We start from the raw sequence: 18,543 nt of genomic DNA on the forward strand, positions 1-18,543 counted from the left end.
GGTGATAATATGAATCAAAAGAATAATAAATATATTATAGTGCATAAAGAAAGAGGACCAGAAATTAGATTAAATAAGTATATAAGTGAAACAGGATTTTGTTCAAGAAGAGAAGCTGATAAACTTATAGAGGCAGGAAGAGTAACTGTTGATGGAATAAAGGCTGTAATGGGAACTAAGGTTAGTGAAAGTGCTAATGTAAAAGTAGATGGTAAATCCTTAAAAAAGGTAGAGGAATTAGTATATATAGCCTTAAATAAGCCGGTTGGAATAACTTGCACCACAGAAAAGAAGGTAAAAGGAAATATAGTTGATTTTGTTAATCATGAGAAAAGAATATTTCCTATAGGAAGATTGGATAAAGATTCCCAAGGGTTAATATTACTTACTAATGATGGCGATATAGTTAACAAGATATTAAGAGCAGGTAATAATCATGAAAAAGAATATATAGTAACTGTGGATAAGCCTATAAATGATAAATTTATAAAAGATATGGCTAATGGAGTAAAAATATTAGGAACTGTAACGAAGAAATGCATAGTTAATAAGATAAATGAGAGAACTTTTAGAATTATATTGACTCAAGGGATGAATAGGCAAATAAGAAGGATGTGCGAGGCATTAGGATATAGTGTAACTAAATTAAATAGAATAAGAATAATGAATATAAAATTAGGTGATTTGAAAATAGGTAGCTATAGAGAGCTGACTTCAGGAGAATTGAAAAAGTTAAATTCATTAATAAGTACATCTATAAAAACTAAGGAAGTGGATCAATAAAATATATAAAAATGAGATAGATTTATGCTATTTGAAAGAATATGGTCATGTTGTGAATAAAATTCACAATATATGGCCTTTTTTTATGAAGTGGGATAAAAGTTATCCACAGGCTCTTAAGTCCCTAAATATAAGGGGTTAGGATAAATGAGCAAGTACTCATGTAAAAATTTACAGTAAAAAAATGTATGTTACGCACACTATCCACATGGGTGTGTGGATAACTTGTGAAAATAATGTTGAAATGTAGCTAATAATTATTAACAATACTGTAGATAATATAATGATGTAAGAAAAAGTAATAATTTTAATTTTCAAAATTATTATATGTAAGTGGGAGAATTAGTGATGAAAAGATTTTGTAGAGCACTGATAATTTTATTGTTATTTATGAATATTTTCTATATTTATCCACAATCTATGTTGATAATTATTAACAGTGATTATGTCGAAGTTCCATTTCTTGTGGATAATCCTATAAAAGAAAAAACTAATTTTATAAATATTGATGTAGAAATACCTCAGATAATAGGACTAGTAGATAAGACTAAGGAAAAAGATATTAACAAGGAGATTTTAGATTGGACTAACCTGTGGATAAAGGATACAAAGGATACAAGTGAAGATATTAAGCCAACAATTCCATATGAATTAATGGCTAGATATACATTAACTAATGATAAAGATATATTGAGTTTTTATATAGATTACTACCAGTTTAGTGGAGGTGCTCATGGTATAACTACTAGAAATACATATAATATTGATATTAAAAGCGGGAGTAAATTAATGCTAAAAGACTTGTTCAAAGAAGGATATGATTATAAAACTTATATTAATGAAGAGATATCGAAAGAAATAAGTAAACATCCAGAGTATTACTTTACAGGCAAAGAAGGCTTTAATGGGATAAAAGATGATCAAAGCTTTTATATTAGAGATAATAAAATTATTATACATTTTCCTTATTATGAAATTGCACCATATGTTACAGGGATGCCAGAATTCGAAATAGAAATGAAATAAAAATTAAAGAATGAAAAAATGAAGAAATGAAAAAAATTAAGGAGGTTTTGCACAGCAAAACCTCCTTATTATAGATATTATTTTATAAAAAATCTGAAAAGATTTTTATTTAGCATTCTTTCATTCTTTAATTTTTTCATTCTTCCATTAATAAAATGCAAGGCATTTTATTAAGCTACTTTGCTAATGTCATCATTTTCTTCATTAACATCAATTTCAGAAGATTTTTTACCAATAACAGCATCTCTTATAACTTTAAATATTTGAATTAATACTGTAGGTATAAATGCAAATAAGTAAATATATCCTATTTGTGAACCTGTCAATGTAGCAACTTCAAATAATCTTTTTAAGAATGGTACAAATAAAACTAGGTTCAAGAATAATAATCCAGCACCAAAAGCTAGCCAGCTATATCTGTTACTGAATAATCCTATAGAGAATATAGATTTATCTCCTCTACAGTTAAATCCATGGAATAATCTTGCTAAACAAAGTGTTGCAAATGCCATTGTAGAAGCAACATTATTATCTGTTCTCAATCCTATATAAAAAGCTGCTAAAGTAAATATTGATATTAATAAACCTTCACTAAGAATTTCTGTTATAAAATCTTTAGATAGTATAGAAGCATTTCTAGCTCTAGGTTTGTCCTTCAGCAAGTCTTTTTTAGACTTTTCCATACCAATTGCTATAGCAGGTAAACTATCTGTTAATAGGTTTATAAATAATAAATGTACTGCATGGAATGGCATTGGTAAAGCCATTATTGATGCATATAATACTGATAAAATACCAGAAGTATTACCTGATAACAAGAACTTAATAGAATTTTTTATGTTTTTATAAATATTTCTTCCGTTAGCGACTGATTTTACTATAGTTGCAAAGTTATCATCAGTCAGGATAACAGATGCAGCATCTTTTGATACCTCTGTACCTGTAATTCCCATTGCAATTCCTATATCGGCTTGTTTTAAAGCTGGAGCATCATTAACACCATCACCAGTCATAGCAACAATTTCATTTCTATCTTGCCAAGCTCTAACTATTCTTATCTTATGTTCAGGAGAAACTCTAGCATAAACTGAAATATGCTCTACATTTTCTCTTAATTCTTCATCAGTCATTTTATCTAGTTCTACACCTTCTATAGCTCTATCGCCATCTCTTAAGATACCAATTTGCTTAGCGATAGCTGATGCAGTAATTTTATGATCACCTGTAATCATAACAGGTTTAATTCCTGCTGTTATACAGTCTCTAACAGCTTCAGCAGATTCATTTCTTGGTGGGTCTATCATTGATATAAGCCCAATAAATGTATAATTATTTTCATCTTCTAAAGCTAAATATTCAGGGTTTGCAAATTCTTTATAAGCAAAAGCTAAAACTCTTAAACCATTTTGTGATAATTGTTTGTTTGCATTTATTATATTTTGTTTATCTTCATAAGTAATATCTCTTACACCTGTAGATGTTTTGATTTTAACTATTCTATCTAATAAAACATCAAAAGCACCCTTAGTAAACATCAAGTTTTTATTATCAAATCTATGAAGAGTACTCATAAGCTTTCTGTCGGAATCAAAAGGTAATTCAGCTAATCTTCCATAAGACTTTCTTACTTCTAATTCATCTAAAGATAGCTTATGACCTAAATTAACTAAAGCAACTTCAGTTGGATCACCTATTTCAACACCATCTTTAGATGTAGAGTCATTACATAAAATTGAACTAGAAACTAAGTAGTTAGCTAATTCATCTTTAATATCTAATTCTTCACCATCAATTAATTTATTATCAAGGAATACTTTTTTTACTGTCATTTTATTTTGTGTTAAAGTTCCTGTTTTATCTGAACATATTACAGATACAGAACCTAAACCTTCAACAGCTCTAAGCTTTTTAACTATAGCATTTTCTTTAGCCATCTTTTGAGTTCCAAGAGCTAGTACAATTGTTACAATTGAACTTAAGGCTTCAGGAATAGCGGCAACTGCTAATGCTACAGCAAACATAAGAGAGTCTAAAATATTAGTTCCTCTATAAAGGCTAAGAGCAAATACCAATATACAAACTGCAAATATACCAATAGCAAGTTTTTTACTAAAATCATCTAAGCTAATTTGAAGTGGAGTTTGTTTTTCTTGAGTTTCTTCCATTAAGTTAGCTATTTTACCTATTTCGGTATTCATTCCAGTACCAGTAACTACGATTAAGGCTCTTCCATAAGTAACAAGTGAACCTGAGAATACCATATTTTTTTGATCACCAAGAGCAATATCTTCATTCTCTATAACTTCAACAAATTTATTTACGCTTTCTGATTCTCCAGTAAGAGAACTTTCATTTACTTGAAGTGAGAAGTTCTCAATTATTCTACCATCAGCAGAAACCATATCACCAGCTTCTAATATAAGAATGTCTCCAGGAACTAATTCTTTAGAAGGTATTTCAATTTTTTTACCATTTCTATACACTTTAGCAGAAGGGGATGATAAAGCTTTTAAGCTATCTAGTGATTGCTCTGCTTTAAAGTGTTGCACTGTTCCTAAAACTGAATTAAGAATAATTACCGCAAAGATAACTAAAGTACTTTCTAGACTACCTGTAATAGCTGATATAACAGCAGCAGCAATTAATATTAGGACTAGTAAATCCTTAAATTGATTAAGAAACACTTGTAAAACAGTTTGCTTCTTTTTTTCTGTTAATTGATTAAGTCCAAACTTTTCAGTATTAGCACTTACCTGTTTGTCCTCTAATCCGCTTTTAGAAACATTAAATTCTTTTAATACTTCTTCGTAGGGCGTTGAATAATATTTTTTCATAATTATTTCCTCCAAACATTAGTGAAAATTTTAATAAGTTTATGAGCCTAAGATGATTGCTTTTATATAAAAAGAGACTCTTAATACAATTTTCATTTTGTGATAAACTGTATTAAAAGTCTCGTAACCAAATTGGTATATAACACCAGACCTAAATAGATCGCGAATGTTGATGCTATATTTTTTACTACTCCCTCTTAATGGAAATATTTAATTTATAATATAATCTTATTATTAATTTAAATGAATGTCAATATATAAATTTTAAGCAGAATTGCAAAGATTATAAATAAATATAATTTTTACATTTAAATTAATAAGAGAGTAGAAAGAAATATCAAGTTAAATACCGAAGTGGAAAATTATTTTAATAAATCTAAATTTTTTCTATATAACTTTGGTGTTAAATTATTTATTTTAAGGAAATTTCTATTAAAGGATCTAATGCTTGAATATCCACATATGTAAGCTATATTTGTTATTGTTTCTTCAGTATTTTTTAATAAATACATTGAATAATTTATTCTATTCTCATTAATAAAGTCTACAAAGGATATTCCAAGTGTGTTATTAAGGTATTTAGATAAATAAGTATAACTATATCCAAATTCTTTAGCGATATCTTGTAGTGAAATATCTTTAGTAAAATTTTCTTGAATATAATTTAATGCTTTATGTAATAATTCATAATCATTTTTATTATTTTCCATTATATCAGAATTTTCTAATACTTCAGAGCAAACAAGATATAGGTAAGCTTTCATTTGAATTAAATTAGTTTTATTTTTAAAGATATTATTTATAATTAAATCTTTAAATTCATGAGGTAAAGTAAAAATAGGGTTATCAAGATACTTTTCATAAACCATATTATGAAAAGTTTTTATATATTCAGGAGAAAAAACACATATATAAGATTCAGAAGTACCTTCAGTTATAAAAGAATGCATTTCATAGGGAAGAATCAAAAGACATTGATCTTCTTTTACATCAAATATTCTATTATTAATACTAACCTGAATGGAACCACTTTTTACATATATAAGTTCAAAGCTTCTATGTAAATGCTTAGGAAAATTAAAGTTGAGATTATAATAATTGGAAAAATTATTATTTTCTCCAAAATGATGAGATTCATATGTTAACATAAAAATCCTCCAAACAATAAGTTTTGTCTATAATTATATATATTTTATCTACTTTAGTCAAATATCTATATTCAAAATACACATTAATAAAATTTAATAAGGTTTAAGTATTTAAATTGCTATAAGAATATATAAAAAATATGAAAATAAAAAAATGAATAAAATTTTTAACAACACAAATCTTGTCCATAAATATACAATTAATTTCTTGTTACTTTATGAATGTAATAGTTATCATATAGATATGAAAAGTTAAATAGTAAATTTATTGTAAGAGGATGATAGTTATGAATAAAGGAAACAGAATGACTCATGAAGAGGCTTATGTAAAAGCAAAAGAATTAGTATCAAAAATGACATTACATGAAAAGGCATCACAATTGACATATAATGCTGCTGCGATAGAACACCTAAATATTCCAAGATATAATTGGTGGAATGAAGGATTACATGGAGTTGCAAGAGCTGGTACAGCTACTATTTTCCCGCAAGCTATTGGACTAGCTGCTATGTTTGATGATGAACTTTTAAGTAAGGTAGCAGAAACTGTAGCTATAGAAGCGCGTGCAAAGTATAATGAAAGCACAAAAAAAGATGACAGAGATATTTATAAAGGTATTACATTATGGTCTCCTAATATAAATATATTTAGAGATCCTAGATGGGGACGTGGACATGAAACTTATGGAGAAGATCCATATTTAACATCAAGACTTGGAGTAGCTTTTATAAATGGACTTCAAGGAGATGGAAAGTATTTAAAGACCGCTGCTTGTGCGAAACATTATGCTGTTCATAGTGGTCCAGAAGGATTGAGACATGAATTTGATGCAGTTGTAAATCAAAAGGATTTATATGAAACATATTTACCAGCTTTTGAAGCTGCTGTAAAAGAAGCAGATGTAGAAACTGTAATGGGAGCATATAATCGTACTAATGGAGAGCCTTGCTGTGGAAGTAAGACTTTATTAAAGGACATATTAAGAGGAAAATGGAATTTCCAAGGGCATGTTGTTTCAGACTGTTGGGCAATAGCAGATTTCCACTTATATCACAATGTAACAAGTACAGCTACAGAATCAGCAGCATTAGCTATTAAAAATGGATGTGACCTAAATTGCGGTAATATATATCTTCAAATGTTATTAGCATATAAAGAAGGTCTAGTTACAGAAGAGGACATAACAACAGCAGCAGAAAGATTGATGGCTACAAGAATTAGACTTGGAATGTTTGATGATAATTGCGAGTTTAATGAAATACCATATGAAGTAAATGACTGTGAAGAGCATAATGAACTTTCATTAGAAGTATCAAGAAAATCAATGGTTTTACTTAGAAATAATGGTATTTTACCAATTGATAAATCAAGCTTAAAATCTATTGCAGTTATAGGACCAAATGCAGATAGTCAAATAATGCTTAAGGGTAATTATTCAGGAACAGCATCTAAGTACACAACTATTCTTGAAGGTATCCATGAAGCTGTAAATAAAGAAACAAGAGTTTATTATTCAGAAGGATCTCATTTATATAAAGATAGAGTTGAACATTTAGCGCAAGCTAATGATAGAATAGGTGAAGCAATTTCAGTAGCAGAAAGATCAGATGTTGTTGTATTATGCTTAGGTTTAGATTCAACAATTGAAGGTGAACAAGGGGATACAGGTAATAGTGATGCAGCAGGAGATAAGGAAAATCTAAATTTACCAGAATCTCAACAAGTATTACTTAGAAATGTTTTAGCTACTAATAAGCCAGTCATAGTTGTTTTAGGCTCTGGAAGTGCTCTTACTCTTAATGGGTTAGAAGAAAAGTGTGCTGCAATATTACAAGCATGGTATCCAGGTAGTCATGGTGGAAGAGCTGTTGCAGAATTATTATTTGGTGACTATTCACCAAGTGGAAAACTACCAGTAACTTTCTATAAAAATACTGATGATCTTCCTGAATTTACTGACTATTCAATGAAGGGAAGAACTTATAGATATTTTGAATCAGAAGCTTTATATCCATTTGGATATGGATTAACATATTCAAAGGTAGAATTAAGCAATTTAAATGTAGAAGAAGTTAATGATGATTTTGAAACAGTAAAAGTAAGTATTGATATTAAGAATGTTGGTGATTACAATACTGATGAAGTAGTTCAATGCTACTTAAAAGACTTAGAATCAAGATTTGCAGTATTAAACCATAGCTTAGTAGGATTTAAGCGTGTTTCTTTAGCGAAAGGTGAAAGTAAAACTATAGATTTTGAATTAAGAAGAAGAGAATTTGAAGCTGTAAATGATAATGGTGAAAGAATATTAGATAGCAAAAAATTCAAGATATTTGTTGGTGTTTCTCAACCAGATAGAAGAAGTGTTGAGCTTTGTGGATTAGCACCATTAGAAAAAGAAATAAATATAAAGTAAAAATTTAATAAAATTCCTATAAATAAGTAAAGTAAAAATCAAAAACTCATTTTTTAAGTTTTTGATTTTTTTTTAAGTTTTTAGACATTTATTATTTTCTTTAGTACTGAAGAAGATAGATGCTATATTCTGGCGACTTGGAGCTTGCGAGGTCGCAAAGAATATAACATATATCTTTTTTTATGTAAATGTTTTAAAGAGGTAAAAAAATCAAAGATTTAAGTAAAAATATAGCATATTATATAATCATTTAATAATGTAATATAGTTATTGAAAACGATTAATGAAAGAGAGGGGATCATAATTTGAGCAGTGTGCTTTTAGAAATGAAGAATATTCATAAGAGTTTTCCAGGAGTGTATGCGCTTAAGGGAGCAGAATTAAAAATAAGAAAAGGCGAAGTACATGCGTTATTAGGAGAAAATGGTGCAGGTAAATCAACCTTAATGAAAATACTTGGCGGAGTACATGCACAGGATCAGGGAGAGATCTTAGTTGAGGGAAAAAGTTATGGGGTAATAACTCCAGATAAAGCAAAAGAGATAGGTATAGGTTTTGTTCATCAAGAATTAAATTTATCTGAAACTTTAACAGTTGCAGAAAATATTTATATGGGAAGATTGCCTTATAAAAATAACTTACTAAAAATAATAGATTTTAAAAAATTATATTCAGATACAGAAAAGATCCTTAAAAAGTTAGAAGTTGATATTAAAGCTGATGATCTAGTTGAAAAATTACCAACAGCTAAAAAGCAAATGATAGAAATTGCTAAAGCAATTAGTTTAGATGCAAGAATAATTATATTTGATGAACCATCAACATCTTTATCAGAAAAAGATGTGGAGAATTTATTTAAAGTAATTAAATCTTTACGAGAAGAAGGAGTTGCAATCATTTATATATCCCATAGATTAAAAGAGGTTTTTGAAATATGTGATAGAGCTACAGTTTTAAGAGATGGAAATTACATAAATGAATGTGATATGAATGGAATAGATGAGAGTCAACTTATAAAGATGATGGTTGGAAGAGATATAACAGATCTATTTCCTAAAGAAATTTTTGAAGCTAAAGAATACGTTTTAGAAGCTGAAGATTTATGCGATTTTAATGGGAAAGTAAAGAATGTGAGTTTTAAAGCTAGAAAAGGAGAAATTCTTGGGATTGCTGGATTAGTTGGGGCAGGTAGAACAGAGCTAATGAGATTGGTTTTTGGTGCTGACTCAATTATGAATGGAAAAATCAAAATGAACGGGAATTACATAAAGATAAAATCTCCAATAGATGCTATTAAAAATGGAATATGTCTATTAACAGAGGATAGAAAAGGTCAAGGATTATCATTACAAATGAGTGTAGTTGATAATATAACAATAACTAACTTGAAATCATTTCTTTTGAATCATAAAGAATTAAAAGAAGTAGGAGAAAGATTCAGAACTGCGATACAAATAAAGCTAGCTAATATAGATGTTACAGCAGGTACTCTCTCCGGAGGAAATCAGCAAAAAGTAGTTTTAGCAAAGTGGTTGAATTCAGATTCACAAGTATTTATATTTGATGAGCCAACTAAGGGAATAGATGTTGGTACAAAGGCTGAAATATATGAAATAATGAATGATTTAGTTAGAAAAGGAAAGATAGTAATCATAATATCTTCTGAGTTACCTGAATTATTAGGAATGTCAGACAGAATATATGTTATGTGTGAAGGAAAGATAACTGGAGAGCTTACTAGAGAAGAGGCTAGTCAAGAGGAAATTATGAAATTAGCTACGCTTGGAGGTATTAATTAATATGAGTGAAAAAATTATGGAGAATAAATTAAAAACTGAAAATAAAAAAATAAACTTGAAAGATTTAGCATCAAAGTATTCCATATATCTAGTTTTGGTAGTACTTGTAATAGCATTTTCGATAATTAGCCCAGATTTCTTAGGCATGGCTAATATTTCTAACTTCTTTAGGCAAATACCAACTGTTGGTATATTAACTGTTGCTTATGCAATGATTTTAATAACAGGAAATGTTGATCTTTCTATGGGAGCTAATGCAGCCTTCTCAGGATGTGTAGCAGTTTACTTATCAATAAATGGTTTTAACCCAATAATAGCTATATTAGGAGCATTAGTTGTAGGAGCATTATGGGGAGGACTTAATGGATTTTTAATAACTAAATTTAAATTAGAGTCCTTTATACTTACTTTAGGTACAAGCTACTTAATACGTGGAATAATATTATTCTTAACAAATGGTATTTATATTAAGGGATTACCGGAATGGTTTTACAGTATATCAAATACAAAGTTAGGAACTCCATTAATCCATACTAATACAGTTATCTTCTTTTTAATTTTTATAATAGGTATGTTTGTTATGAAAAACACAAGATATGGCAGATACTGTTACTCAGTTGGATCAAATAGAGAAGCAAGTAGATTATCAGGAATAAATGTTAATAAGCATATAATTAAGGTTTATATAGTTGAAGGAACTTTAGCAGCAATAGCAGGTATATTACTAATGTCAAATATTAACGTAGGAGCACCAAGTGAAATAAATGGTCCAGAGTTATATGCAATGGCCGGTTCTATAATGGGTGGAGTTGCATTTGGTGGAGGTGTTGGAAGTATAGGTGGTGCCATAGTAGGTATATTCACTATCCAAGTATTCCAAAATGGATTATCAATATTAGGTGTAAATTCATTTATTCAACAAGCAGTTACTGGAGCAATAATTATAGTTGCAATAGTTGTTGATTTCTATAGAAGAAAAGGTTTTTTAAAGAAAAAAGCAAAATAAAATAAAAAAGCAAAATAAAATATTTAAATAATATAAATAAAATTCAGGAGGATTAATTATGAAAAAGAAGATAGTAGCATTATTATCAACAGTATTTTTATTAGCAGGATTAACAGGATGTGGAGCAGGAAGCAATACAGAAGGGAAAAAAGTAATATACTTTATTCCAATAGTTGATACAGGAGCATATTGGTCACCTATGAAGAAGGCTGCTGAAGATCAAGCTAAAGCTTTAGGATATGAGTTAGTTGTAAAAACTACTCCACCAAGTGAAGCTCAAAAGAATGAAAAACATATAGGATTTATAGATGAAGCAATAAGTAAGAATGTTGCAGGAATAGCAATTGCACCAATGGACCCAGAGATGTTCGATAATAAGGTAAAAGAAGCAAATGATGCTGGAATTCCAGTAGTAACTTTTGATGCTGATGTAAAAACAACAGGAAATAGAATATCTTATATAGGTACTGATAATAAATTAGCTGGTGAGCAATTAGGTGAAAATGGAGCTAAAGAATTAAAAGAAAAGGGAATAACAAGTGGAAAAATAGGACTTGTAGCAGTAAACTTAACACAAACAACAATGACTTATAGACAAGATGGAATAAAGGCTGGATTTGAAAAAGTAATGGGAGCAGATGCGAAGAACTTCCAATGGTTAGAACCAATACAAGATAATGATCAATCATCAGTATCAAAACAACAATTAGAAGGTCAAATAGTTGCTAATCAAGATATGGTAGCTGTATTCTCATTAGGTTCAGAAGGTCCTGATACAGGAGTTATGGAAGCTATAAAATCACAAGGAAAAGGTGGTCAAATACATCACTTTGGATTTGATTACACAGCTACATGGGAAAATGGAATAGAAAGCAAATTAATAACAGGTATAGTTGATCAAGATTCATATGCAATTGGAAAGACAATAATTGATGTTTTAGATAAGAAAATAAAAGGTGAAAATGTTGAAGGTAATTACCCTGTACAAGTTAAATGGATAAAAGCAGAAGAAATATTTGAATATGGTGTAGAAAAGCAAAAACAATTTACTGAAGAAACAAAATAATAAAACTTAAATAACCCAAAATAATAATCCATCATAAAATTTAAAAATATGATGGATTTATTATATTTTTATAAATAAAAATTATGTAAATTATAGTATAATAATTCTAAAGGGATTATACACAAGTAAAATATATAAATAAAAACTACTTTTATTTATAAGAAGATTGGAAGGAATAGGTTTATGAAAAAAGTATCCATATTTTTTACAATTATAGTTTTATTAACTAATATATATGGTTGTGGAGAAAAGAATATTGAAAGTGAAAAAGATCCTATTACTTTAACGATGTGGCATATTTGGACGCAAAAATCTAACAATACTAATGGTAGTATATTAGAAGGTGTAATAGAAGAGTGGAATAAGAACAATCCGCAGGTTCAAATAAGATCTGAAGTTGTGGAAAATACCAGATATAAAACAAAAATAAAGACTGCAGTTGCAACTAATGAATTACCAGATATATTTTTCTCCTGGGGAAGAGGCTTTAGTAAGCCATTTATAGAATCTGGAAAGGTATTAAGTTTAGATTCTTATATAGATAATGATTTGAAGAATAAAATGAAGCCAAATATGTTTGATAACGCTCAATATAATGGTGAAATTTATGGAATACCAATTACTCTTTCAATTGGAACCTTCTATTACAACAAAAAGTTATTTGATGAAAGTGGTATTGATATACCTAAAAACTATGATGAACTATTGTATGCTATTAAAACCTTTTCAGACAAAGGAATAATACCTCTAGGTGCTTCTAGAATTGATAATTGGACTAGCATGCTATATTACGATATTTTAGCTCTTCAAGAAGGTGGAAAAGATGGGGTGGAGAAAGCCTTAAATGGAGACAATTATGACTTGTTACTAAAGGTAGCAATTAAGATGAAGGATTTAGTAAGGTCAGGAGCATTTAAAGAAAAAGACATAGATTTAAATAGAGATGAATTAGAAATGAAATTTAAAAATGGCGAAGTGGCTATGTACTATACTGGAAACTGGTTTATAGGAGATTTAGAAAGCTCACTTGTAAAGGATGACATAGTCATAGGAAATTTTCCAGGAAGTGAAACTAACTCTGATACAAGTATTTTCATGGGGGGACCAAATGATCACTTGATGATAAGTAATGAGTGTGAATATAAAGAAGAAGCATTTGAAGCTATTAAATTCATATCTCAAAGAGTATCAGAAGAGTTCCTTGAATTTGGTGCAGGGCTTCCAGTATGGGAAGATATCGAAGAAGATGAAGGTATAAATAGACTATCTAAAGAATTAAAAGAATTAACAAGTGATTCTACATATTTTCTTTATTGGGATATTTATTTAGGAGAAGAAAAAGGAGATATCCATAAAAAATTAGTAGATAGATTAATAAATGATGAAATAACACCAGAAGAGTTTGCAGAAATTATGAGTAATTTAAAATGAGGAATTTATTATGATTAATAAACTTAGAATTAGTAATATAAAAGATAATTATTTGAATTTGAGTATTGCCAAAAAGATAGTTATTTATTTTTCTATTATTTTTGTAGTCTCTATCATAACTATTACTATTGTATATGAAAAAGTTAATACAAAATATACGCTAGAAAAACTAGAGAAAAGTTCTTTAGAAGTTTTGGAAAGTGCAAAATCTAATATAAATATTATAGTAGGAAATGTTAATAACGTTTCTAAAATGATAATATCTTCAGAAAATATTCAAAATATTTTAAATAATAAAGAAGAGAGAAATAATTCCTTAAAAAATAATATTAATGATTACTTAATTCAATTTACTAATTTTCAATCAAATATATCATCAATATACATATTAGATTATGAAGGTAATAAGTATTATTCTGAAAACTATTTATATAAAAAGTTAAATTTAAATGATGTGAAAAAAGCAAAGTGGTATGAAGAGCTATTAGAAAAAAATGGCGAATATATTTTAAAGTATAATGGTGGGGGACTAATAGAGGATGAAGATAGAAATTACGTTTCCTTTATTAGACTAATTAATGATATTAACACTCAAAAAACTATTGGAGTAATGGTTATAAACATAGATGAAGATGTATTTTTTGATTTTGGAACAAAGCTTGAAGATAAATACTCAACTAGAATATTAATTAGAGATAATGAAAATAACTTCATAACAAAAGCTAGTAATATAGATATTTTAGATAACTTAGAAAATGAAATAAATTATTGTATTGAAAATGGAACTATAAATAAAGAAATTAATAAAAAGAATTACATTTTATCAAGTATTTTAGTGGAAGGTATTAATTGGGACATAGTATCGATTTCAGCTTATAGCAAATTACTAGATCAAAATGAATATGTGAAATACATTATACTATATTTTATATTGGTAAACTTTATATTAATAGTTATAGGTGCAATGGTAATTTCAAAAATTATTACAGGACCTATAAATAAGCTTTGTGAATCTATGAATGAAGTAGTAGATGGTAAGTTTAATATAGTAAATATAAAAACCTATGATGATGAAATTGGACAAATGAAAAATAGATATAATTCTTTAATTGTAGAGATTCAAAATCTTATGGAAAAAATAAAAGAAAATGAGGAAAAAAAGAGAGAAATAGAATTAGATTTATTAATGTCTCAAATCAAACCTCATTTCTTATATAACACTTTAGATTCTATTAATTCTCTTGCTTTATCTGGAGAAAATAAAAGGATATACAAAATGATAAAGTCTCTAGGAAAATTCTATAGAGTGAGCTTGAATAAGGGAAGTAATATAATAACCATTAAAGAAGAAATCGACACCATTAAAAATTATTTGATTATTCAAGAGATGAGATACTCTGGCACCTTGGATGTTGAATATAATTTAGACAATTCATGCAATGAATATAAAATAATAAAGTTAGTCTTACAGCCATTAGTTGAAAATTCTATTTATCATGGAATAAGAAATAAAGAAGGAAAAGGGAAGATAATTATTTCCACATATCAAAATGAAGAAAGTGTTTTCTTAAGTGTAGAAGATAATGGATTGGGAATTAATAAGGAGAAAATACAAGGTATTTATAATAATGAGGGAATAGGTGTAGGATTAAGAGCAACTAAAGAAAGACTTAGAATTTTTTATGGAGATAAATTTAGATTTCTTATAGAAAGTGAACTTAATATAGGCACTAAGATAATTATACAAATACCAAAGGAAAAACTTATTTAAAGAGGGGGATTCCATTGAAAACAAAAATAATAATTGTTGATGATGAATATTTAATAAGAAACCTTATACGTAACTGCATAGATTGGGAATCTTTGGACATTGAAATAATAGGGGAAGCTTCTAATGCACATGAATGCTTAAGCTTAATTGAGAAAAGTAAACCAGATATAATTTTAACTGACATAAATATGCCTTTAACTAATGGCTTAGATATGAGTAAGCATCTTTTAGAAAAATATCCAGAGGTAAAAGTGATTGTAATAACTGGATATAATGAATTTGAATATGCTAAAAGAAGTATAAGACTAGGAATAAGTGATTTTTTATTAAAGCCAATAGATGATGATGAATTAAAAGAAGTTGTCTTGAGGCTAAAAGAAAAAATAGAAAAAGAAAAGGCTGAAATTAATGAATTCAAAAGTATTAAAGAAACAATAGGAGATCTTACAGAAATAATGGAAGTTGAGGAAGGAGATGATGATAAATCCGTTAATATTAATCAAATAAAAAAATATATAATAAAAAATATTTGTAATCAAGCTCTATCACTAACGAGTGTAGCTAAACATTTTTATTTAAATTCAAGCTATTTAAGTAGATTCTTTAAAGAAAAAACTAATGAGAATTTTGGTGAATACATAATAAAAACAAAAATGGAAATAGCATTAAAAATGTTACAAAATCCTAATGTGAAAGTATATGAGGTTTCAAAAAAATTGGGTTTTGATGACCCTAACTACTTTAGTAATTGGTTTAAAAAGTATAGCGGACAATCTATAAAATCTTATAGAGAAAATATACTTAATAAAAAATAAGGAGTTGATTGAGGTGGAAGTTTTATTAGAATATCCTTCTAATACAAGTTAAAGCATTATAATGTATAAAATGACAAAAAATGTCTATATGTAGATAATTAAATTCTTGCTTGGGTAAAAGTAAGTATAATAGTATAAGCTTATGGTCAATAAATATCAAATATGAAAACATTTAATTATTTCTATGTATAGATAAGGAGAAAGGGTATGAAGAAGAGAGCGCTGAAATTTTCTAGGAATCTAAAAAAGTCAAAAAGTAAAAGCTTCAAGTTAAATAATTATTATGATTTATTAAGAAATATAAGTATAAGGTATAGATTATTATTATTCTATGGGTTATTAATATTTTCTATACTAATAATTATAGGAGGGACTTCCTTATTTCAATATAGAAAAGCTATTAGTGATAAGAGCAGGATGTTTTCTTCACAAATTACTACTCAAATTAAAAGAAATATTTTAAATGAAATGGATAAGCATAATGATTTAGCAAAATCATTATCTATGGAATCAGATATTCAAAATTATTTAATGAATAGTAAAGATATGGATTACAACGAGAAATATCAGGCAACAATATCTTTATCTAAATTAATGAGAATTAGAGCTTTAGCAAATAATAATTTGCAAAATATAAGTATTTTAGATGGTCAAAATAACAGTTTAGGAAATACTGCATTAAGCATGATAGATTATTTGTCAGAAAACGAAGTAACTGAGTCAACTTGGATTTTACAAAAGAATGATGATACATATTCAGTTTTTAATGTCAGTCCAATAAATTCGCCTAACAACGGTGAAAAGATTGGATTATTAGTACAAGAAATAGATACCAATATTTTTTCAAATGTTATAAAAGATATAGATTTAGGAGAAGGAGCCAATGTATCGATAGTCAGTTTAGATGGAACAATTATAGGCGATAGTGCTAAAATTAATATAGGCCAAAAATACAAAGAAAATAAGATTATTGAAGATATTAGTACTGAAATTAAATTATTGAATGAAAAAAATTCTAAAGAGACTTTCTCAGACTCAAGAAATAAACAGCTTGTATCTTTTTCTAATATTGGAGTTAATGACTGGTATTTACTATCTACTATCCCATATAGTTATTTAAATAAAGAGGCTAATTTAATTAGTATAAATATAATTATAATTGGATTAATATCTTTCTTTATAGCTATGATTATATCTATATTAATATCAAAGGGCATTTCAAAATCATTACAAGAATTAATTGATGATATGAATAAAGCAAAAAGTGGAGATTTAAATATAGATATAAAAGATAATTATAAAGATGAAATAGGGAAAGTAAATGGAGCATTTAAAGAAATGCTTATAAAAATAAGTAAATTAATAGTAGATATTAAAAATTTAATAGAGAATATTTCAAGTGGAACAAAAGTAATTTCAATGTCAGCAGGACATTCATATGCAGTTTCAGAAGAAATAGCAGCAAATATGAGCGAAATAGAATCAGGTGCTGTTGGACAAGTATTGAGTGCTAATGAAAGCTTGGATTCTATGAATAATTTATCAGATGAAATAAATATAGTTAATGATAAAACTAGTAATGTTTTAAGTCATTTAGAAATAACAAGAAAATTACAGAATGGAGCAGTAGATACAGTAAATATATTAAATTTAAGAGCAAAAGAAAGTAATGAGATATCTTTAGAAATTGCAAATGAAATAAATGAGTTAAATTATGAAGTAAAAGTAATTAAAGATATTGTTGATATAATAAAAGATATTTCAGAGCAAACAAATTTATTATCATTAAATGCAGCTATAGAGGCAGCAAGAGCAGGAGAGCAAGGAAAAGGATTTGCAGTTGTTGCAGATGAAGTTAGAAATTTAGCAAATAAGTCTAAGGAATCTTCAATAAGAATAACTAATATAATAAATAATATCCAAAGAAAAACAGAGGGGGTTGCTAATATGGCAAGCAACTCAAAGGGAATAATAAGTCAACAAATGAATGCTTTGAAAAATACTAGTTCAGCATTTGAAGATATATTTTATTCAATGGGAAAAATTGATGATGAATTAAAAGAATTCGCTAGATCAATAGACAGTATAGTTCAGTCAAAGGAAGTTACTAAGACTGCAATAGAAAACATAGTGTCTATTTCAGAGGAAACCGAGGCAACGACTAGGGAAGTATCAAGTGCTACTCAAGAACAAATAAAGGAAATAGAAAAGGTATCTGATTTTTCAAAGGAATTAGATACGATAGTGGAAAATTTAAAACATACTATTTCTTATTTCCATATAGAGGATAAAAGTGTAGATTAATAAGTTAATAAAAAAATTTTATATTATATAAAGTAAAAATATTAATATCATAAATATTGTCCATAAAAATATAAGTAATTTCTTGTAGAATTTATGAGCGATATTATAAGATAAATATGAGAATAAGATTAAGTGGAGGGAAG

General features: G+C 27.7%; 12 protein-coding genes. 10 read left to right on the forward strand and 2 right to left on the reverse strand.

From position 1 onward, the window contains the following. Positions 1-9: 9 nt before the first annotated feature. Both rluF and QK892_RS00575 read left to right on the forward strand, forming a co-directional pair. Positions 10-783, forward strand: a complete 774-nt coding sequence (gene rluF, locus QK892_RS00570) for a 23S rRNA pseudouridine(2604) synthase RluF (protein WP_317271568.1) — start codon at positions 10-12, stop codon at positions 781-783. 348 nt (positions 784-1,131) lie between these two features. Next, entirely contained in the window at positions 1,132-1,809 is a 678-nt protein-coding gene (locus QK892_RS00575) for a DUF3298 and DUF4163 domain-containing protein (RefSeq protein ID WP_317271569.1), read from the forward strand. Between the two features lie 170 nt (positions 1,810-1,979). On the opposite strand, the gene QK892_RS00580 is transcribed toward QK892_RS00575, so the two are convergent. Both QK892_RS00580 and QK892_RS00585 read right to left on the reverse strand, forming a co-directional pair. Next, positions 1,980-4,643, reverse strand: coding sequence for a cation-translocating P-type ATPase (locus QK892_RS00580; protein ID WP_317271570.1), 2,664 nt, complete (start codon positions 4,641-4,643; stop codon positions 1,980-1,982). A 362-nt stretch (positions 4,644-5,005) separates the two neighbouring features. Beyond that, the gene (locus QK892_RS00585) at positions 5,006-5,791 is read right to left on the reverse strand and encodes an AraC family transcriptional regulator (protein WP_317271571.1); all 786 of its coding nucleotides are present in this window, start codon (positions 5,789-5,791) and stop codon (positions 5,006-5,008) included. Positions 5,792-6,078: 287 nt separating this feature from the next. On the opposite strand from QK892_RS00585, the gene QK892_RS00590 reads away from it, so the two are divergent. The 8 genes from QK892_RS00590 (at position 6,079) to QK892_RS00625 (ending at position 18,400) form a co-directional block, all read left to right on the forward strand. Next, positions 6,079-8,208, forward strand: coding sequence for a glycoside hydrolase family 3 C-terminal domain-containing protein (locus QK892_RS00590; protein WP_317271572.1), 2,130 nt, complete (start codon positions 6,079-6,081; stop codon positions 8,206-8,208). A gap of 305 nt (positions 8,209-8,513) precedes the next feature. Beyond that, complete coding sequence (locus QK892_RS00595; protein ID WP_317271573.1) at positions 8,514-10,007, forward strand: sugar ABC transporter ATP-binding protein; 1,494 nt, start codon at positions 8,514-8,516, stop codon at positions 10,005-10,007. A gap of 1 nt (position 10,008) precedes the next feature. After that, on the forward strand, positions 10,009-11,013 hold the full coding sequence (locus QK892_RS00600; RefSeq protein ID WP_317271574.1) for an ABC transporter permease: 1,005 nt from the start codon (positions 10,009-10,011) through the stop codon (positions 11,011-11,013). A gap of 58 nt (positions 11,014-11,071) precedes the next feature. Continuing rightward, positions 11,072-12,079, forward strand: coding sequence for a sugar ABC transporter substrate-binding protein (locus QK892_RS00605; RefSeq protein WP_317271575.1), 1,008 nt, complete (start codon positions 11,072-11,074; stop codon positions 12,077-12,079). Between the two features lie 183 nt (positions 12,080-12,262). Next, entirely contained in the window at positions 12,263-13,510 is a 1,248-nt protein-coding gene (locus tag QK892_RS00610) for an extracellular solute-binding protein (RefSeq protein WP_317271576.1), read from the forward strand. Positions 13,511-13,520: 10 nt separating this feature from the next. Continuing rightward, a complete protein-coding gene (locus tag QK892_RS00615) occupies positions 13,521-15,281 on the forward strand; it encodes a sensor histidine kinase (protein WP_317271577.1) in 1,761 nt (586 codons plus the stop codon). Positions 15,282-15,295: 14 nt separating this feature from the next. Continuing rightward, positions 15,296-16,096 (forward strand): response regulator transcription factor, encoded by an 801-nt coding sequence (locus QK892_RS00620; protein ID WP_317271578.1) that lies wholly within the window; start codon positions 15,296-15,298, stop codon positions 16,094-16,096. A gap of 207 nt (positions 16,097-16,303) precedes the next feature. Beyond that, complete coding sequence (locus tag QK892_RS00625; protein ID WP_317271579.1) at positions 16,304-18,400, forward strand: methyl-accepting chemotaxis protein; 2,097 nt, start codon at positions 16,304-16,306, stop codon at positions 18,398-18,400. The last annotated feature ends 143 nt before the right edge of the window (positions 18,401-18,543 follow it).

The sequence above is a fragment of the Clostridium lamae genome (genome assembly GCF_033043255.1).
Taxonomy (GTDB): Bacteria; Bacillota; Clostridia; order Clostridiales; family Clostridiaceae; genus Clostridium; species Clostridium lamae.

Bases quoted from the DNA above. Each gene is read 5' to 3' on its own strand.
- rluF (WP_317271568.1), top strand. From the start codon at position 10: ATGAATCAAAAGAATAATAAATATATTATAGTGCATAAAGAAAGAGGA.
- QK892_RS00575 (WP_317271569.1), top strand. From the start codon at position 1,132: ATGAAAAGATTTTGTAGAGCACTGATAATTTTATTGTTATTTATGAAT.
- QK892_RS00580 (WP_317271570.1), bottom strand. From the start codon at position 4,643: ATGAAAAAATATTATTCAACGCCCTACGAAGAAGTATTAAAAGAATTT.
- QK892_RS00585 (WP_317271571.1), bottom strand. From the start codon at position 5,791: ATGTTAACATATGAATCTCATCATTTTGGAGAAAATAATAATTTTTCC.
- QK892_RS00590 (WP_317271572.1), top strand. From the start codon at position 6,079: ATGAATAAAGGAAACAGAATGACTCATGAAGAGGCTTATGTAAAAGCA.
- QK892_RS00600 (WP_317271574.1), top strand. From the start codon at position 10,009: ATGAGTGAAAAAATTATGGAGAATAAATTAAAAACTGAAAATAAAAAA.
- QK892_RS00605 (WP_317271575.1), top strand. From the start codon at position 11,072: ATGAAAAAGAAGATAGTAGCATTATTATCAACAGTATTTTTATTAGCA.
- QK892_RS00610 (WP_317271576.1), top strand. From the start codon at position 12,263: ATGAAAAAAGTATCCATATTTTTTACAATTATAGTTTTATTAACTAAT.
- QK892_RS00615 (WP_317271577.1), top strand. From the start codon at position 13,521: ATGATTAATAAACTTAGAATTAGTAATATAAAAGATAATTATTTGAAT.
- QK892_RS00625 (WP_317271579.1), top strand. From the start codon at position 16,304: ATGAAGAAGAGAGCGCTGAAATTTTCTAGGAATCTAAAAAAGTCAAAA.